Source organism: Actinomycetota bacterium, from assembly GCA_014360655.1.
In the GTDB taxonomy this organism is placed as follows: Bacteria; Actinomycetota; Geothermincolia; order Geothermincolales; family RBG-13-55-18; genus JACIXC01.
In genome coordinates, this window is sequence record JACIXC010000003.1 from 158,674 (window position 1) to 173,444 (window position 14,771).

A 14,771-nucleotide genomic window follows, 5' to 3' on the forward strand; every position below is an offset into this window, starting at 1 on the left:
GTGGCCGCGCCGGCCGCACCGGGAACGCTTTGCGTACGCTGCCCGGGGCACGGAAGCCCTCCCGCGCCTCCGAGGGGCTCGGCCGGTAATGGCAATATATGCCATACAGCATTCGCGGGAAAGCCGGCTTTCGGCCGCGCTGCGCGCACGTCTATTTTAACCGAAAACATCATCGCCGGGTCGCTGGCGCCTTCGCCGCCATCTCTTTTTCCGGGGAAAGGGAGGTGCGTCTCAAGGGGTCGCAGCCGTCCCGCTTCGCGAGGGAGGCGGCATGGCTCGATGGTGGACTCCCGCGTACCCAATACGCGGAACATGCCGGTTTGTCCATGTTATCCATGCGGCAGGGGCGATGCACGGCCGCGCCCGTTTTACATGACGCCGAGTAATAAACGCAATGGCGGTCATGGAGATGCCGCAGCTCGACAGGGGAGATCCATCACGATCGCGTTGCATCATGATTGCATCCCGGAGATAACCTTGCCCGCGCCGTGGTGGGTGAAGGGGAGATCCATCAAGGTCACGTCGCATTATGGTCGCATCCGTTGATGGTGCCGTCGAGGGGGAAGACGAACCGGCCTCCCGGCCGGGAGGCCGGTTCGCTCGGGGGGTGCGGGGGGAGAACGGTTTTACGCGCTTTACACGCGTCAAAAGCGCGCCCTGCGCCCGGGGCGGGGCGCGAAAAAGCGGGGCCCGTCGCGGACCAGGAGCGATGCCAGCTCCGGGGCCACGGACTTTATGCGCTCGGCCTGCACGGAGGTGAGCTCGCCTTCCGCCACGAGGCGGTCGGCGATCTCCTCGATCTTGCCGGCGAGCGAGGATACGAGCCCGTCCACGGAGACCCCTTTATCCTCGGCCAGCTCGGCCACGGTCTTTCCGTTGCCCAGCTCTTCCTCCAGGACATCCACCGTAACCCCCAGCTCGCCGGCGAGGAACTCCGCGAGCTCCCCGCGGCAGGCCATCAGCGTTTCCAGCCTGTCGAGCCTTTCTTCCCGGAATTTCTGCAACGGCGTCTCGGGCGGGCAGGCACGCATCTCCCTCCAGGGACTTTCCTGCCGCGGCAACCGCACCTCGGGGCGGTCGTCTCCCTGCCTACCCACAGCGTAGCCGATGGCGAACATCCCGCCGAGAAGGAGGACCGCCAGGACCCCCATGGCGATGCCCGCCCACAACCTGTGCCGGCCGAACCAGCTCGCGGAACTTGCGGGCGGGGTGGCGTCGGGAGACGATGCTGGCTGCATGGGCCGCGTGCCCGCCGCAGCCGCCTCCTCTTCCCTCGTGGCCGGCGGCTGCGTTTCCGCCTTCTCGCCCCCGGTTCCGGCTTCCCCGCCCGCCGTGGTTGAAGGTTGCATCTCCGCGGAAGGCCGCTCTTCTCCTGCCGGCGCTGCTCCGTTCTTCTCGATGTCCATACGCTTCACCTTCCTTCCCCGCGCGGCCTAGGCCGTGTTTCATCCACATTTGACGCACGGCGGACCCGGCATGATCCCGTGTCCGTTTATCCTTCCATTTCCAGGCCCGTGAGCCGCCCGTCCCGCATATGATAAGCCCAGTCCGCCGCCCGCAGGATGTCCTCGTCGTGGGTGACGATGATCACGCACTTGCCGTCCCTGCGCGCCAGCTCCGCCAGGATGTCCACCACCACCTTCCCCGTGGTGGAATCCAGGTTTCCCGTGGGCTCGTCGGCAAGGATCACGTCGGGGTCGTTGGCCAGGGCCCGCGCGATGGCAACGCGCTGCTTTTCGCCTCCGCTCATGCGGTTGGTCCTGGCCCCCTGCAGGCGGTGGTCGATGCCCATCCTTTCCAGGAGCTCCTCCGCCCGCCTGCGCTGCTCCGCCGCGGGCACGCCCTCGAGGTCCATGGGAAGGGTGACGTTTTCCAGGGCCGTGAGGGAGGAGACGAGGTTGAACATCTGGAAGACGAACCCTACCCGCCTGCGCCGGTAATGGATGAGGTCGGCGTCCGGCCGGCAGATGTTCTCGCCGAAGACGTTTATCTCCCCCGCGTCCGGCCGCTCCAGCGAGCCGATGAGGTGGAGCAGGGTGGTCTTTCCGGAGCCGGACGGCCCCACGATGACCGTGACCTCGCCGCGGCGGGCAAGGAGGTCCACGTCGTCGACCGCCTTCACCTCGCCCGACTTCGCGCGATAGGCCTTGCTGACGTTTTTTACCTCCAAGAGGTCGTGCATCTTCCATCCCTCCCGTCTCGTGGTGTGCAGGGAGCCGGGGCCGAACACGCCTTACGACTCACTCCATGGTCAAGACCCGCGCCGGACGCAGCCGGGATATCCAGATAACGGGAACGCTCATCCCAAGAAGGCTGATTCCCAGGAGGATGAGGATCCCATAGACAAGCATGCTCCCCCGGTAGATGACGTCCAGCTCCACGCCCTGTCGGTTGCCGGAAGCGAAGGAGAACCTCCCTCCCTCCTTGTAGAGGTTTCCGGATATGCCCCGCATGGGGGGCGTATCGGCGCCGCCGGGGAACGTGGTCTGCTCCGTGGCGGCCGCGTTACCCTGGAGCAGCCAGTTACCCATGCGCTGGGATATGAAAGCGGAGGCGCCCGCGGCCAGGACGATGGCCACCAGGCACAGGCACAGCACCTCCGCCGCGTACTGCACGAGTACCTGGCGGTCGGTGGCGCCGATGGCCTTGAGCACCCCCAGCTCCCTGGTGCGGCCCCCCACGATGATGGCCATGGCCAGGATGATGATGAGCGCGCAGGCGCCCAGGGCTCCCGCCAGCCCGATGGTTGAGGCCTTGCCCGTTTTCTGCAGGGGGTCCGAGATGGACTCGAAGTCGGAGTAGTCCGTGGCAAGCTCGTACTTGTCGCCGTTCTCCAGACCCTCTACTACCATTTCCTGGAAGGCAGCCTGCACCGCGGCGCTGCTGTCTGCGCTGTCCAGGTAGTAATAGCCGAGCTCCACGTAGCCGGGCGTCCCGTTGAGCTCCTGGACCACGGAGAGAGGGGCGAAGAACTTGTTGCCGGCGGGGTTGAAGGCCTGGGGATTCTGCGCGGCGCCCCGCGCTTCCGCCTCCACCGTCTCGTAGATGCCGATTATCTCCAGCTCCATCTCGGAGCCCCTTCCCTCGGCGCCGGTGATAGCGGCGGTGATGGTGTCGCCCACCGAGAGGCCGTTCTCCTCGGCGAGGGTCCGCTCCACCAGCACCACGGGATTGGCGTTGAGATGATCCTGGTAGGTATAGAAGGAGCCCTCCGCCAGCGCCTTGTTGCCCAACAGGAAGTCGGACGCCGAGGCGCCGTTGGTGTTGCCCTCGAACTGGAACATGTCGGCGCTTGCGGAAGAGGACGACGAACCGGGCATCCCTTGCCGCAGCGAGAGCATGGTCTCCAGCTCGCTGCCGGTGATGCCCTCCAGGGAGACGCGCGTTTCCAGCACCTTGTCGAAGCTTATTATCTCAGGCAGCAGGGAAAAGCCGTCGACCATTTCCTCGGGCACCAGGGTGCTGGTGCGCTCCGCTAGGAGCTCCTCCCCGGACATCTTGCGCGCCTCCGCCTGGCGCCTGGCGGGATCCTGTTCTCTCTGTTCGGAGAAGAGCTTCATCTGGTATTCGGAGCTCACCCGCAATTCGGCGTAGTTACCGACGCCGCTCTTCACCTCCTCCACCTGCGCGTCGGCGGAAAGCTTCACCGCCAGCATGGAGAGGGAAAAGGTAAGGCAGACGAAGATGAGCAGCACAACTACAAGGTTGCTCAGGGGATGGCGGACGAAACTGCGCAAACCTCTATTGATCGCTCCCATCATGTTATGCTCCTTCCGCGTTCCTTCCGCGGCCTCTGAAGCCCTGAGGCCGTTTCCAGGCGCTTCCGAATCCAACCGCGGCCGCCTCCCGGGCGCCGCACTCTTTCCCGGACCCCCGCGCATGGATCCGCCCCGTCCTTCATGCGGGCCTCCCGCAACCGCCTCTCAACCGTCCTCCGGCCGTGCCTCCCAGGCCTGCCGGCCCCGAGGTCCCCGCGATCCCTCAGTCCGCGAACCCGGCCAGGTTGACCTCCACCTTGTTGCCGGTTTCCGTGTCGTAGATGATGAGGTTGGCGCCTTCCTTGGTGAAGCCCTGATTGGCGGAAACGCTCAAGGGGTTGAGGTCGTAGAAGAGGAAGACGTCCCCGACCTCCTCGCCCACGCGCAGGGTATAGGCGACCTTTTGCAGGCTTGCGTAATCGAGCAGGGCGGCCGAGACGATGTTCCTGGCCACGTAGCCGCCGTAGGTGGTGACGTTCCCGTAGTAATCGTCGTAAGCGGAGGCCGTGATGTAGGGGCTCCACAGGCGGAAGGAAAAGCGGGATAGATCAAGTAGGGAATCTCCGCTGTTCTTGATGGCCAGCTCGATCTCCAGGAAATCGCCGCTCACTTCCCTCTGGCCGGACGATGAGACCAATCTGTTGTTGTCCTGTCTCTTGGCCGCCACCACGGTGAAGTCCGCGCTGAAGCCCGTACCCGAGAGGGTGACCGATTTGGCGGTCGAGGTCACGGCGGTGGAGTTAGTGTCCGTATCGGTGGCGCTACCGCCGGTTGAAGGATTGTCCCCCGTGGTGTTCCCGGAAGCGGTGTAGCCGGAAGCGCCTTCGCCGGACATGGTCCCGGCGGTGGTGGCCGGCGACGAGTCGCTCGCTTCCAACTCTTCTTCCGTCATCCCCGGGGGCAGCTTCCTGGAGGTCTCGATGCCCGCGTCTCGCGCATCCCCGGCGCCGCAGGCAACCACGCCGATGGACAGGGAGAGAAAAACGGACAGCAGGACAAGCACTCTTACGGCATTCCCCTTCACCGTCGTCATCTTATCCCGTCTCCTTTCCAGAATCTTTCCGGACACGAGACAACCTTAGCGGGTGATGGTTAAGGTTTTATGGGGGAAAACCGGAGAATCTGTAAAGGTTGATGAATGTAAGTGGCCCACGAAGGGGACCGGGCTGCAGCGAGTAACGCACGGCATTCGTTCTGGTTGGGGAAGGCCCCGGAGTCTGGCGAGAACATGGCGTCGCGGTTCCAGGCCGGAGGAAAACCTACGTGTCGCTGCGCAATGAACGCGATGAGCGTGATCGAGATACCTCAACTCAACAGGAAAAGCCCATCTCGACTACGGCGCATTTAAATTGCAGCCATTAATAAGAAATAAGGAGGGGAAAGCCCTCTCCCTCGGTCTTGCCAAGAAGGATATGAACGAAGCCTGGTACTAATGGTTGAAAGTCAGGCCTTCAGCACCAGCACGGGACGCTCGCTCCCGCGTCACCCCTTTCGGCTTTTATCCTTGTGATGCGCGTAAAACCTTACGCCGCTTAATACATTTTTCCCGGGATTTCCGCTATCTGATCACCGGACGCATCTGGGGTCGGGCGGCGTTCATGCCGGGGGGAGGGTGAAGGAGATCCTGGTGCCCTTCCCGGGCTCGCTCTCCGCCCATATGCGCCCTCCGTGCGCCTCCACCAGGCTCCTGGCTATACTCAACCCCAGACCGCTGCCCCCCGATTCCCGCGCGCGGGAGCGGTCGGTGCGGTGGAAACGCTCAAAGATCAGCGGCAGCTCTTCCTTCTCGATGCCGGGACCCCGGTCGCTCACCGAGACCACGACCTCCTCGCCTTCCCGGCGCGCTTCCAGCAGGATGCTCCCGCCGCGCGGGGAGTACGCGAGCGCGTTCTGGATCAGGTTCCCGACCACCTGTGAAAGCCTCTCGGGGTCCGCCCTCACCCTTGGAAGATCATGGGAGAGCACGAAGCCCACGCGGACGTCCTTTTCCTGGATATAGTGCTCGAAGCCGGCGACCGTTTCCTGGAGGGCTTTTCCGATGTCCAGGGCTTGAGGGTGCAGCTCGAGTTGCCCGGCATCCACGAGGGCCAGCTGGCGCAGGTCCTCCACCAGGCGGGAGAGCAGGAGGTTGTTCCGGGCGAGGACCTCGAGCGACTCCCGGTCGAAGGGGATGACCCCGTCCTCCAGCGCCTCCAGGTAGCCGCGCTGCGCCGCAAGGGGGGTCCTCAGCTCGTGGGATATATCGGCGATCATGTTCTTCCTCAGGGTCTCGTTGCGGGAAAGGTTCTGCGAGAGGGCGTTGAAAGCGGCCGCCAGCCTTTCCACTTCCTGGTAACCGGATACCTTCACCTCTCTTCCGTAAGCCCCGGCGGCGATTTGCTGGGTAGCCTCCGTGAGCTGCGAGAGCGGCCTGGAGATGCGGTTGGACAGGTAATAGCTCAGGAGAAGGGCGAGTAAGGATCCCAGCACGCCGGTGATGATGTAGCCTAGGTCGATGTAGCGCAGCCGGTGCTCGGGCGGGCGGGGAGGCTCCGCTCCCCCGCCCCATGGAGGCGGCGGAGAGACGGTGGTTTCCTCGTCCTGGAAGGCCCGCCTGAACTCCCTCCGCACCAGGAAGTGCGAGAGAAAGGCGAAGAAGATTATGCACGCCAGGGTGACCCCGAGGATGGCCAGGAAGAGCTCCAGCCGCAGGTCAAGCCTTCCGCCTGGCCTGGAGGCGGTAGCCGACCCCGTAGACCGTTTCGATGAATCCCCACTCCCCCGCCGCATCTTTCAGTTTCCTCCTGATATTCTTCACATGCGTGTCCACGTTCCTGTCATAACCCCCGTAAAGATCTCCCTGGACCTCGTGAAGGATCTTTTCGCGGGAGAGGACGTTCCCGGGAGCTGCCGCCAGGGCGGCCAGGATGGCGAATTCCGTGGGGGTCAGGACCACCTCCCGCTCGCACGCGGTAACCAGGTGATTCCTCCTGTCGATGACCAGCGGGCCGACGCACAGCAGGGCTTCCCGCTCCGCCCTGCTGCGCCGCAGGACGGCCCTTATCCTGGCCACGAGTTCGCGGGGGCTGAAGGGCTTGATGACATAGTCGTCCGCCCCCAGCTCCAGGCCGCGCACCCTGTCCTCCTCCTCCGCCCTGGCCGAGAGGATGATGATGGGCACGCGGGAGAGCTTCCTCACCTCGCGGCAGAAGGCGTAGCCGTCCAGCATGGGCATGAGGATGTCCAGGACCACCAGGTCCGGCCGGTGTTCGCGCCAGAGGCGCAGAGCCGTCTCGCCGTCGTAGGCCACAAGGGTGGGGTAGCCCTCCCTCTCCAGGTAGGCCCGCACGAAACTCACGATGTCCTTCTCGTCGTCGACGATGAGTATCCTGTCCTTCCTCACCGCTCCCCCTCGACGCGGCTTCCCCGCCCCGGACGCCGCCGGGCTTAGCTCATGATAAGCGGTAAATATTAAGAAAATATGAAGGCGCATGAGAGCGGGGGCCTCAGTAGGGAAGAAGGTGCCGCAGGACACCGCAGAAAAGAGAGGGCGTTAGAAGGCGGTGACGCGAGGGGGTCCGGGCGGAAGGGGCAAGAGGGGAGCGAGCACGACCGGGGGTGGCGGGAAACATGCGCGGGGAGCTATCGAGCCCCGAAAAAGTCGTCACGAGGAGAGGGCGGGCGGCCGAGCAGGCCGGAGCTAAGCTGTTCCCGGAAAGCGTGAAGCGCCAGCCGCTTGCGGGCTGGCGCTTCCGCTCAGGGGGTGTTGGGGCCCTGAGACCGTGCTTCCGAAAGCCCCGCTCCGGGCCATCTCCAGGTCATCTCAAAGATCTCAGAGCGATGATGGCTTCTCCTCCAGAACCGCCCTGACCTGCTTCCTCTCCCTGCCGCGGTAGAAGTCGACGGTGATCTCGTCTCCCACCTGGTGCTTGCGCACCTCCAGCATCACCTGGTCCATGGAGTCCACCGCCGCGCCGTCTATGGCCACGATGATGTCGCCTGCCCGCAGACCCGCCTTCTCCGCGGGGCCGTTGGCGATGACGCGGCGCACGATGGCGCCCCTGTCCACGGGCAGGTCGTACACCCTGGCGGTGTCCGGGTCCAGGGTGCTGCCCATGAAGCCCAGCCAGGGATGGGTGGCGTGCCCCTTTTCGATCAGTTGCTCGATCACGGGCCTGGCGTTATCGATGGCGATGGCGAAGCCCAGCCCGTCATAGCCGCCGCTCGTGGTCTGGGAATATATGGCAGTGTTGATGCCGATCACCTGTCCCGCGCTGTTGCACAGGGGGCCTCCGGAATTGCCGGGGTTGATGGCGGCGTCGGTCTGGATGACGTCGAGCAGGGGCGTGTTGCCGATGTAGATGTTGCGGTTGAGGGCGCTGATGATCCCAGAGGTGACGCTGCCCTCAAAGCCCTCCGGGCTGCCCACCGCCACCGCCAGCTCGCCGACCACCAGGTCGGAGGAGGTCCCCAGCGGAGCGGCCGGCAGGTCGGAGGCGTCTATCCTGATGACCGCGAGGTCGCTGTCGGGATCCGTTCCGACTATCCTTGCATCGTAGGTGGACCCGTCGCGCAGGGAGACCTTCAACCTGCTGGCGTCCTCCACCACGTGGTTGTTGGTGACTATGTAGCCGTCCGAGCGGTAGATGAACCCCGAGCCCACGCCGCCCTGCAGGCCCCCGTACTGCACCTCTATGTTGACAACGGAGGGGAGTATTTTCTGGGCCACCTCGACCACGGCTTCCTGCCCCGCCTTGACCACGCGCTCCTCCACCGTCTTTATCTCCTGCACCTGCGTTGTCGTGGTCCCCTTGCCGCGCAGAACGTCCACGGGGTTGCTCCCGAGGATGAGGGGCAGGAGGAAGACCACGGCCACCGCGACCACGAGGGAAACGGCGACCGACGCCAGGATGTTCCTCCGGCGCCCGCCGTTTCGCGGCCCGCCCGATGCGGGGGGCGGGCCCGGCGGCACCGGCGGCGGGGGCGGAGGCACGGATGGTGGCTGCTGCGGTATCCCCATGTTTTCCGTCATTCTCATCACCTCTTCTGTTCTCGCCGATGGCGAACAAATCCCCGAATCCGGAGGCTGCCGCTTCGGTCCGAGACGCTTCCTCCCGGTGTGTTTCGCTATGGCCCGCAGGCCTGGGCAGCCTGTGCGTGGGGGGCGCCTCGCCCCCTCCGCGAGTAACCCGATCAAAAATGACGGGACGGCTCGCTTACGGGTTCCCCTCCCTTCCCTCAACTGTTAATATTACCCGCTTTCCCTGGCAATAGGTTAAACGGGTTCTGTTAAGGAAAGGTTAAGAAATCATAGGATCCGGGAGAAGAAAGCGGACCCCTTGCCGAACATCGGTCTGTGCGGTCGGGTCGGGTACCGGAACGGGTTTCCCCGGTGACGTCGTGCTCCCGCCCGGTGCGATGGGCGACCGTTTCATTAAGGCGCAGCCCCGTCTCCGGAAGGCGCGTCCTCTTCTGCGCGGAATGCCCCTGAGGTTATCCTTAAGAAGGGGGACGACGCGGGAAAAGGAAGGCCGCCGGCGCATATAGAATGATTGACAGACGGAGGTGATGAACATGAACCATGATGAGACGGGCGGTCCGCCTGGACCGCTTGCACCGCAGGAAGACGTGACTTCGCAGGCGCCGGAAGGCATGCCGCCGCGCGCGGGAAGGCCAAGGGTGGAGAAAAAGCGCCGCAAGGTGAGTCTTGTGGCGGCCCTGGTCGTCAACGTGGTCACGGTGATCATCGTGGCCATCATCATCGTGGCCATCCTCCTGCCGGGCTACCGGCGATCTTTCACGGCCGCCAGGGCATTGAAGGGCGCCGAAGAGGTATGGGTGGTGGTGCGCACCAGCGAGACGACCATAAGGGAGAACAGCACCGATTTCACGCGCGCCCAGGACGGGCTGAGAAACTCCCTCCAGGAGCTCGTGGGAACGGGGGGAGAAAACGTATATGCGTTCGTGCGCGACGGCTTTCCGGACCAGCAATGGGTTGAAGAGCACCTGCCGGAGAACATGAGGAAGTGGCTTCAGGAGCTCTATCCCGGCGTGACGCCGCAGAATACCGGCGGCACGCAACCAGGCACGAAGGGCAAGGACGAGGGCAAGGACGAGGGCGAGGGCGCCTCGCAGGAGGTGAAGCCCTGAGTTGCTGACCGCCAACATCGTGGTTGACGCCTTCCGTAGGTTCTGGGAGGGATTTATCGACCGCCTGCCCTCCCTCGCCGTCGGGGTGGTCGTCCTCGCCTTTTTCTACCTCCTGGCGCGCGCGGGAAGGTTCCTGGTGGGACGCTCCGTCGCCAGGCTGAAGGTTTCCGGCCATGCCGCGCAGGTGGTCTCGCGGTTGGTTTTCATCGCCGTGATGACCCTTGGCTTCCTGGTCGCGCTGGGCGTGATGGGAGTGAACCCGGGCGCGCTGGTGGCCTCCATGGGGCTGGTGAGCGTGGGCCTGGGTTTCGCCCTCAAGGACGTCATCGAGAATTTTCTGGCGGGGATTACCATCATACTGCAGCGCCCCTTCATCATCGGGGACACGGTGCGCTTCGGGGACGTGGAGGGCGTGGTGGAGGACGTGCGCGTGCGGGACACCGTGATACGCATGTTCGACGGCAGGAAGGTGTTCGTCCCCAACCGCTCCCTCTTCTCCGGGGTGGTCATCAACGCCACCGTGAACCGGCGCCGCAGGCTGGATTTCCAGGTGGGCGTCTCCTTCGACGCCGATCCCGAGAGGGCGGCGCGGTCGGCCGCGGAGGCCCTGGGGGACGTGGAGGGGGCGCTGGCGGAACCCGCTCCCCTGGTGGTGGTGGAGGGGATGGGGGAGAGCGCGATCAACCTGCGCGTCTATTTCTGGATCGACCCCGAGCGCACCAGCCTCCTGGAGGCCAGGTCGAGGGCCGTCGCCGCGGTCAAGAGGAGGCTGGAGGAGGAAGGGGTTAGGATACCCTATCCCATCGTCACCGTGTTGCCCGGTCCCTGAGCCGGCAGCTGCACCCCGGGCGATGATGCGGGGAGCTGAAGCGGGGGCGCAAGCAGCGGAGTGCCTGACCGGGCGGCGCCCTTCTCGTGATCGCCGCCACCCGGCCCCCGCGCGATGTCGCCGCCTTATCTGTCGCCGCCCTGTCAGGAGAGGGCGATGCCCAGGCGCGCCGCGATCTCCATGGCCCCGCGCTTCTCCTCCCCGCTCGGCCTGCGGTCTATCTCCGGGAAGAGGGCGGCGCGGTATTCGGGGCGGTACTGGAACATGAGGTTGAAATACACGCCCGGCATGTTCTCCGCCACCCATTCCATGATCCTTGCGGTGCAGCAGTGCAGGTGCCCCGGCAGCAGCAACTGCCTCAGCATGACCTCGCCGTTTTCGCGCGCGAGGAGGAAGTTGCGGCTCACCACGCGGAAGTAATCCTCCACGTCCGAGTAGCGGGAGGCGCAATCGTCGTTGCCGTAGCGGAAGTCCGCCAGGTAGACATCCATCACTCCCTCCAGGAGGCGCATGGCCTCCAGCGAGGTATACATGTTGGAGTTCCAGATCATGGGCAGGCCCCTGCCGTCTTCGCCCAGGGCGATGATGGTGTCCAGGATGGTGTGCAGGTTGGGGTCGGGGTTGCCGCCCACGAAGTTCGCGTTGCGGGACCCCTGCCGCATGCCCTCCCGCAGACCGGCCGCGAGAAGGAGCGGATCGGCGGGGCTGCCGCCGCGGGCGTCCATGGCGATATCCCAGTTCTGGCAGTAAGCGCAGCGGAAGGTGCAGCCGGCGAAAAAGATGGTGTGCGACGGGACCAGCTCGGGTTCCTCCCCGAAATGGAGGAAAACGGAAGCCACGCGAGAGACGTCGCCCACCCCGCAGTAACCCCGTTCTCCCCGCGTGCGGTCGACGCCGCAGCGGCGCTCGCACATGCGGCATGCCGCGAGCATGCGGCGCGCCAGGAGTGCCTTGAGCTCGAGCAGGGAAGTACCGCTTGGAGGCGGTGGCTCCTTTCCTTCCCGCCATGCCAGGCGGAAGCGCTCCATGGCCTCGTCGTGCAGCCCCCAGAGCCCTTCGTCGCTCATGCCCTCCAGGGCTTCAGGGCCCGGGGCGCCGGAAGGTACGGTGCCGGGAGTGGCGGTGCCGGCGGGAACGGGTGGGACAATGCCCGGGGCGCCGGAGGGGACGGAGATCTCCACGCGCGACGCCACCCAGTGGCGGGCCGGCCTCTCCCCGTTCAGGATGGCGAAGTATTCGTCCAGCATGGCCTGCTCCCGTTCCTCCGTTCCACCCTTAACTCCATTCCCCCCTTAATGATTTTACCCTCCCGGAGAGGCGGGGGCACGCGCGTACGGCCGGGGTGGATAGCACGTTGCGGGCACGTCGTATAATGCAGTTATTGCGGCGGGGCGCCGCGGACAAGGCGCGGAGAGCAGGGAGCGGATACCGATGCGGACGACCGGGAAGCGGTCTTGCATGGAAGACCTGGAGGCGGCATGGCGGCCTGGGTGATGATCCTGGGAATGGTCACGCTGATCAACGTGACCATGGTCGGGGCCGTCATGCAGCTGGCGGGGAACATCCCCGACGCCTCCCTCCTGGTCATCCTCTCCCGTTACCTGAGGAAAAAGGAGGAGCCGCGCGAGCTTCTCCTGCATCACCTGGAAGCTTCTGCCAGGCTAAAGCGCCTGCGGCGGAAGTCGGCGCTTCTCGCCGCCCTCATCGCCCTTGCCGCGTGCGGCCTGACGATAGGGGCGCTGGCGGTCGGATGGGGCGCTTGGGGCATGGCCGCGGTCACTTTCTGGATATTGGCGGCGAACGTGGCCTTCCTGGACGTTCCCATCGCCGCTCTCAAGAGAAGGTCGTCTCGCATGAAGCCCGGGGACGCGCGGCCGGAATGACTCACCGCTCGCATGGTGCCACTCCGTGCATGCCGCCTCTCCTCCCGACGGGAACGCGGGACCCGCGAGAAACCCACGTTGTCTTTCCGCAGGCATCGTCGTGCGCGCCGTCACGCCCGCCGGCGGGAGCACCGGGCCGCGCCCACCAGGAGGGCCTTGCGTCAGCCTGCATGCCGCCCGCTTGGGTTACAATTGACGTGGAAAGCGAACCGGCGCGCGTTCCATGTTTGCGTGGCCGGGAAACATGGTCGGGAAAACGCGGTCCGGTCGCGGCGCAGGCCGGTGGCGCGGACGCGCGGATACGGAGGAAAGGCCGCAAGTTGCTCTCGGAAGAATATCTCGCGGCGAGGGCGATCTCGCTGCGCATAGCCTCGGAGGTCGACCCCCCGCGTTTCTACCTGGAAAAGGAGGAGGCGGTGGAGGCCTCGCGGGCCGCGCTCGAGGGCCATCCTCTGTGCATGTCCGTGCGTGAACTGGTCGAGGAGAGGGGGGAGCGCCTGGGGCACGGGATGGCGCACGTTCTCAAGGTGGCCGTGGACGCGGGCGCCCTGGTGCTCATCGAGAGCGAGGTCGGCGGGGAGGGAGAAAGGGAGGATAGAGAGCGCACCCTCCTCCTCGTCCACCTGGCGGGCCTCCTGCACGACATCCGCAGGGACGAGCCGGAGCACGCGCTGAAGGGGGCGGAGGAGGCGGAGATGATCCTGCGGGGCTTCGACGTGAGGGACGGAGAGAGGAAGGCCATCACGCAGGCCATCCGCAACCACGAGGCCTTCAAGCCGGCCATGCCCCTGGAGGACCCCTCGCTGCAGGTGCTCTCCGACGCGCTTTACGATGCCGATAAGTTCAGGTGGGGACCGGACAACTTCACCGAGACCCTGTGGTCGATGGCGGCGCCGTTCCGCATCCCCCTGGAGGTCCTGCTGCGCAACTTCCTTCCCAGGATGGAAGGGATAAGGCGCATAGCGGATACTTTCCGCACACCCACGGGCAGGGAGTACGGACCGGACTTCATCGCGCGTGGGCTGGAGATAGGCGAGAGGCTGTACCGGGAGCTGGCGGGGATGTACGGGATATGACGGAACGAGGGGTGGGTGAAGGGCAAGGCGAGAAGCGCCCCGCGATAAGCGGCGATCGACGGAAGGCGGGTAGAGATAGCGGGAGAGAAGGCGGGTAGAAGCAGAGAGAAGGCAGAGAGAAGGCAGAGAGAAGGCGAGAACATGTTCCAGAGCGTCAAAGAGGTTCGCGCCAGGCTGGCGGAGCAGAAGTACATCTGCAGCGAGGAGATCGCCACCGTGGTCTTCCTCGCGGAGCGGTTGGGCAAGCCCGTCCTGGTGGAAGGGCCGGCGGGGGTGGGCAAGACGGACCTGGGCAAGGTGACGGCGGCCGCCCTGGACCGCGAGTTCATACGCCTGCAGTGCTACGAGGGCCTGGACGAGGCCAAGTCCCTCTACGAGTGGGAGTACTCCAAGCAGCTGCTGTACACCCAGATCCTCAAGGACGTGCTCGCCGAGGAGCTGGCGGGAGCCCGCGGGCTGGCGGAGGCGGTGGAGAGGGTCGCGAGGCAGGACGAGGTCTTCTTCTCCCGGAAGTTCATCGTGCCCCGGCCCCTGCTGCGGGCCATCCTGTCGGAGAAACCGGCCCTGTTGCTCATAGACGAGGTGGACAAGTCCGACCCGGAATTCGAGGCCTTCCTCCTGGAGATCCTCTCCGACTTCCAGGTGAGCATACCGGAGCTGGGCACCCTGCGGGCCAGGCATATCCCCATGGTCGTGCTCACGAGCAACAACGCCCGGGAGCTGAGCGACGCCCTCAAGAGGCGCTGCCTGCACCTCTTCATCGATTTCCCCTCGCGGGAGCAGGAGCTGGAGATAGTGCGACTGAAGGTCCCCGGCATCGGCGAACGCCTGGCGGAGCAGGTGGTGAAGGCGGTACACCGCCTGCGCGGGCTCGACCTCAAGAAGGCGCCGGGCATCAGCGAAACCCTGGACTGGGCCCGCGCCCTGGTGGTGCTCAACGCCCAGAGGCTGGACCAGGAGCTGGTGCGGCAGACCCTGAACATCGTCCTCAAGTACGAGAAAGACATAGGCAAGGCGAGGGAGAACCTGCACGAGCTGGTGGAGGCATGAACGGGGACGGGCGGAAGGCGGGGAGCCGCACCGGAAGGGACCGCCC

Annotated in this window: 13 protein-coding genes; 5 read left to right on the forward strand and 8 right to left on the reverse strand. The window is 65.3% G+C overall.

From position 1 onward, the window contains the following. Positions 1-644: 644 nt before the first annotated feature. From H5T73_03610 to H5T73_03640, 7 genes are all read right to left on the reverse strand, one after another. The gene (locus tag H5T73_03610) at positions 645-1,406 is read right to left on the reverse strand and encodes a hypothetical protein (GenBank protein ID MBC7246851.1); all 762 of its coding nucleotides are present in this window, start codon (positions 1,404-1,406) and stop codon (positions 645-647) included. A gap of 86 nt (positions 1,407-1,492) precedes the next feature. Continuing rightward, entirely contained in the window at positions 1,493-2,182 is a 690-nt protein-coding gene (locus H5T73_03615; protein ID MBC7246852.1) for an ABC transporter ATP-binding protein, read from the reverse strand. Positions 2,183-2,240: 58 nt separating this feature from the next. Continuing rightward, positions 2,241-3,761, reverse strand: coding sequence for an ABC transporter permease (locus H5T73_03620; protein MBC7246853.1), 1,521 nt, complete (start codon positions 3,759-3,761; stop codon positions 2,241-2,243). 220 nt (positions 3,762-3,981) lie between these two features. Beyond that, positions 3,982-4,791, reverse strand: coding sequence for a hypothetical protein (locus tag H5T73_03625; GenBank protein ID MBC7246854.1), 810 nt, complete (start codon positions 4,789-4,791; stop codon positions 3,982-3,984). A 563-nt stretch (positions 4,792-5,354) separates the two neighbouring features. Then, a complete protein-coding gene (locus H5T73_03630; GenBank protein MBC7246855.1) occupies positions 5,355-6,527 on the reverse strand; it encodes a HAMP domain-containing protein in 1,173 nt (390 codons plus the stop codon). After that, positions 6,451-7,230 (reverse strand): response regulator transcription factor, encoded by a 780-nt coding sequence (locus tag H5T73_03635; GenBank protein MBC7246856.1) that lies wholly within the window; start codon positions 7,228-7,230, stop codon positions 6,451-6,453. Before H5T73_03635 ends, H5T73_03630 begins: the two co-directional genes overlap by 77 nt. A gap of 339 nt (positions 7,231-7,569) precedes the next feature. Further along, positions 7,570-8,775 (reverse strand): trypsin-like peptidase domain-containing protein, encoded by a 1,206-nt coding sequence (locus H5T73_03640; GenBank protein ID MBC7246857.1) that lies wholly within the window; start codon positions 8,773-8,775, stop codon positions 7,570-7,572. A 641-nt stretch (positions 8,776-9,416) separates the two neighbouring features. Between H5T73_03640 and H5T73_03645 the strand changes: the two genes are divergently transcribed. Beyond that, positions 9,417-9,887 (forward strand): hypothetical protein, encoded by a 471-nt coding sequence (locus H5T73_03645; GenBank protein ID MBC7246858.1) that lies wholly within the window; start codon positions 9,417-9,419, stop codon positions 9,885-9,887. Position 9,888: 1 nt separating this feature from the next. Next, positions 9,889-10,716, forward strand: coding sequence for a mechanosensitive ion channel family protein (locus H5T73_03650; protein MBC7246859.1), 828 nt, complete (start codon positions 9,889-9,891; stop codon positions 10,714-10,716). 143 nt (positions 10,717-10,859) lie between these two features. Here the strand turns inward: H5T73_03650 and H5T73_03655 are convergent, their stop codons facing one another. Further along, a complete protein-coding gene (locus H5T73_03655; protein MBC7246860.1) occupies positions 10,860-11,963 on the reverse strand; it encodes a radical SAM protein in 1,104 nt (367 codons plus the stop codon). 231 nt (positions 11,964-12,194) lie between these two features. On the opposite strand from H5T73_03655, the gene H5T73_03660 reads away from it, so the two are divergent. The 3 genes from H5T73_03660 (at position 12,195) to H5T73_03670 (ending at position 14,725) form a co-directional block, all read left to right on the forward strand. Continuing rightward, a complete protein-coding gene (locus tag H5T73_03660) occupies positions 12,195-12,599 on the forward strand; it encodes a hypothetical protein (GenBank protein ID MBC7246861.1) in 405 nt (134 codons plus the stop codon). A 320-nt stretch (positions 12,600-12,919) separates the two neighbouring features. Next, positions 12,920-13,675: an HD domain-containing protein gene (locus tag H5T73_03665; protein MBC7246862.1), complete on the forward strand. Its 756-nt coding sequence runs from the start codon at positions 12,920-12,922 to the stop codon at positions 13,673-13,675. Between the two features lie 141 nt (positions 13,676-13,816). After that, positions 13,817-14,725 (forward strand): MoxR family ATPase, encoded by a 909-nt coding sequence (locus H5T73_03670; protein MBC7246863.1) that lies wholly within the window; start codon positions 13,817-13,819, stop codon positions 14,723-14,725. Positions 14,726-14,771: the final 46 nt, after the last annotated feature.

Coding starts and splice junctions, on each gene's coding strand:
- H5T73_03620 (MBC7246853.1), bottom strand. CDS start 3,761: ATGATGGGAGCGATCAATAGAGGTTTGCGCAGTTTCGTCCGCCATCCC.
- H5T73_03655 (MBC7246860.1), bottom strand. CDS start 11,963: ATGCTGGACGAATACTTCGCCATCCTGAACGGGGAGAGGCCGGCCCGC.
- H5T73_03630 (MBC7246855.1), bottom strand. CDS start 6,527: ATGCGGCGGGGGAGTGGGGATTCATCGAAACGGTCTACGGGGTCGGCT.
- H5T73_03625 (MBC7246854.1), bottom strand. CDS start 4,791: ATGACGACGGTGAAGGGGAATGCCGTAAGAGTGCTTGTCCTGCTGTCC.
- H5T73_03615 (MBC7246852.1), bottom strand. CDS start 2,182: ATGCACGACCTCTTGGAGGTAAAAAACGTCAGCAAGGCCTATCGCGCG.
- H5T73_03640 (MBC7246857.1), bottom strand. CDS start 8,775: ATGAGAATGACGGAAAACATGGGGATACCGCAGCAGCCACCATCCGTG.
- H5T73_03670 (MBC7246863.1), top strand. CDS start 13,817: ATGTTCCAGAGCGTCAAAGAGGTTCGCGCCAGGCTGGCGGAGCAGAAG.
- H5T73_03635 (MBC7246856.1), bottom strand. CDS start 7,230: ATGCGCCTTCATATTTTCTTAATATTTACCGCTTATCATGAGCTAAGC.
- H5T73_03610 (MBC7246851.1), bottom strand. CDS start 1,406: ATGGACATCGAGAAGAACGGAGCAGCGCCGGCAGGAGAAGAGCGGCCT.
- H5T73_03660 (MBC7246861.1), top strand. CDS start 12,195: ATGGCGGCCTGGGTGATGATCCTGGGAATGGTCACGCTGATCAACGTG.